Consider the following 2328-nt stretch of genomic DNA (forward strand, 5'->3'; position numbering starts at 1 on the left):
CCCTGCCCGCTCAGGGCGCGGGCACCGTCTCGGGTTCCGGCTCCGGGCTCGCGGCGCGGGACGCGGCGAGCTCGGCCTGCACGGCGGCGAGCTGGGCCCGGATCGCGCGCAGCTCGGTCATCACCTCGGCGTCGTTCTTCTCCTCGTGCTCGGCGAGGTCGTCGATGCTCTCCATGCCGCTGACGACCACGGCGATGAACAGGTTCAGCACCGCGAACGAGACCACCAGGATGAACACGACGAAGAAGATCCACGCCATGGGCTCGTGCACCATGACGTCGTCAGCGATGTCCGGCCAGGCCTCGCCGGTCATGACCTGGAACAGCGTGAACGCCGTGGTGCCCAGGTCGCCGAAGTGCTCGGGGGCGATCGCGCCGTAGAGGTTGGTCGCGATCACCACGGACACGTACATGACCAGGACCAGCAGCGCGCCCACCGAGCCCATGCCCGGCACGGCCGCGACGAGGCCGTTGACCACGCGCTTCATGGAGGGCACGGAGTCGGCCAGGCGCAGCACGCGCAGGATCCGCAGGGCGCGCAGCAGCGACAGCGGGCCGGTCGCCGGGATCAGGGCGATGCCGACCACGAGCAGGTCGAAGACGCTCCAGGGGTCACGGAAGAAGCGCGGGCCGTGGGCCACCAGACGCAGGGTGATCTCGGCGACGAAGAAGCACAGCATCGCGTCGTCGATCACCTGGAGCACCTCGTCCGCCGGGCCGTCGAGGATCGACGTCTCCAGGCCGAGGATCGCGGCGTTGGCGATGATGACGCCGAGCACCGTCCGCTGGAACCACTGGTGCTCGACCAGCCTGCGCAGGCGCTCGCGAACTGGCGCACCACCGACCGACATCCGGACTCCTTTCAAGGGGTTTGTCCGGAATGCAGAGTAACTGTCGGTCGGTGGTGGGTGTGGCGCGGTCCGGCGCCTACCAGCTCACGGGTTCACGGATGATCGGGCAGGTCATGCAGTGCCCGCCGCCCCGTCCGCGGCCGAGCTCGCCGCCCGCGATCTCGATCACCTCGATGCCGGCCTTGCGCAGCAGATCGTTCGTGGTCGTGTTGCGGTCGTAGGTGAACACCACGCCGGGCTCGACGGCCACGGAGTTGTTGCCGCTGTCCCACTGCTGGCGCTCGGACTCGTAGACGTCGCCGCCGGTCTCGATGACCCGCAGCCGGCCCAGCCCCGAGACCTCGCCGACGACGTCGAGGAACGACGAGGCGCCGGCGTCCGTCACCGACACGCCGATCGGGCCGGAGTCCGGGCGCAGCACGAACGGGTGCACGCGGTCCACGATGCGCGGGTACACGGTGACGGTGTCGACGTCGACGAACGTCATGATCGTGTCCAGGTGCATGGCCGCGCGCAGCCGGGGCATGCCCGCCACGACGATCTGCTCGGCCGCGCCCGCCTCGAACAGCGAGGCGGCGACCTGCGTGATGGCCTGGCGCGAGGTGCGCTCGCTCATGCCCATCAGCACGGTCCCGTTGCCGATCGGCATGATGTCGCCGCCCTCGAAGGTGGCCTCGCCGTGGGTGGTCTCCGGGTCGCCCCACCACACGCGGCTCCCCACGAAGTCGGGGTGGAACGTGTAGATCGCCTTCATCAGCAGCGTCTCGTCCCGGCGGGCCTGCCAGTACAGCGGGTTCAGCGTGAGGCCGCCGTAGATCCAGCACGTCGTGTCACGCGTGAACAGCGTGTTCGGCAGCGGCGGCATGAGGTACTCGCGCGCGTCCGGGCTCAGGTCGGCCAGCGCGCGGAAGCCCGGCGGCAGCTCGGGCACGTCGGCCACGGCCAGGCCGCCGATCAGGTACCGGGCCAGCTCGTGCTCCGGCAGCGACTCCAGGTACTCGCGCGTCGCCTCGACCAGGCCGTTGCCCACGATCTCGGGCACGATCTTGCGGTCGAGCAGCCAGCCGCGGGCGCCGGGAACGCGCAGCGTCTGGGCGAGCAGGGCGTGCAGCTCGACGACGTCGACGTCGCGTTCGCGCAGCTCGGTCACGAAGTCGGCGTGGTCCTGCTGGGCGCGCTCGACCCACAGCACGTCGTCGAACAGCAGGTCGGCGGAGTTGGACGGGGTGAGGCGCTGGTGGGCCAGGCCCGGCGCGCAGACCAGCACCTTGCGCAGGCGGCCCACCTCGGAGTGGACGCCGTACGCCGACGAGGGTGTGCCGGCCGGGGGCGGTGTGATGTCGATGGTGTTCATCGGGCGCTAACGGTACTCACCCGGCCGCCGTCGTGCCGAGCAGGGAGCCCAGCGCGAAGGTGGCGCCGAGCGCCAGCGCCCCGCCGACGACGACGCGCGCCGTGGCCCGCACCCGGGGCGCGTC

General features: G+C 71.0%; 2 protein-coding genes. Both read right to left on the minus strand.

Going from position 1 to position 2328, the window contains the following annotated elements; genetic code table 11:
* Positions 1-10 precede the first annotated feature (10 nt).
* Complete coding sequence (locus PROKR_RS16470) at positions 11-850, minus strand: ion transporter (protein WP_036964773.1); 840 nt, start codon at positions 848-850, stop codon at positions 11-13.
* Positions 851-926: 76 nt separating this feature from the next.
* A complete protein-coding gene (locus tag PROKR_RS16475; protein WP_036964774.1) occupies positions 927-2204 on the minus strand; it encodes an arginine deiminase in 1278 nt (425 codons plus the stop codon).
* Positions 2205-2328: the final 124 nt, after the last annotated feature.

Origin of the sequence: Promicromonospora kroppenstedtii DSM 19349 (assembly GCF_000515355.1) — a bacterium.
Taxonomy (GTDB): Bacteria; Actinomycetota; Actinomycetes; order Actinomycetales; family Cellulomonadaceae; genus Promicromonospora; species Promicromonospora kroppenstedtii.

Coding starts and splice junctions, on each gene's coding strand:
- PROKR_RS16475 (WP_036964774.1), bottom strand. CDS start 2,204: ATGAACACCATCGACATCACACCGCCCCCGGCCGGCACACCCTCGTCG.
- PROKR_RS16470 (WP_036964773.1), bottom strand. CDS start 850: ATGTCGGTCGGTGGTGCGCCAGTTCGCGAGCGCCTGCGCAGGCTGGTC.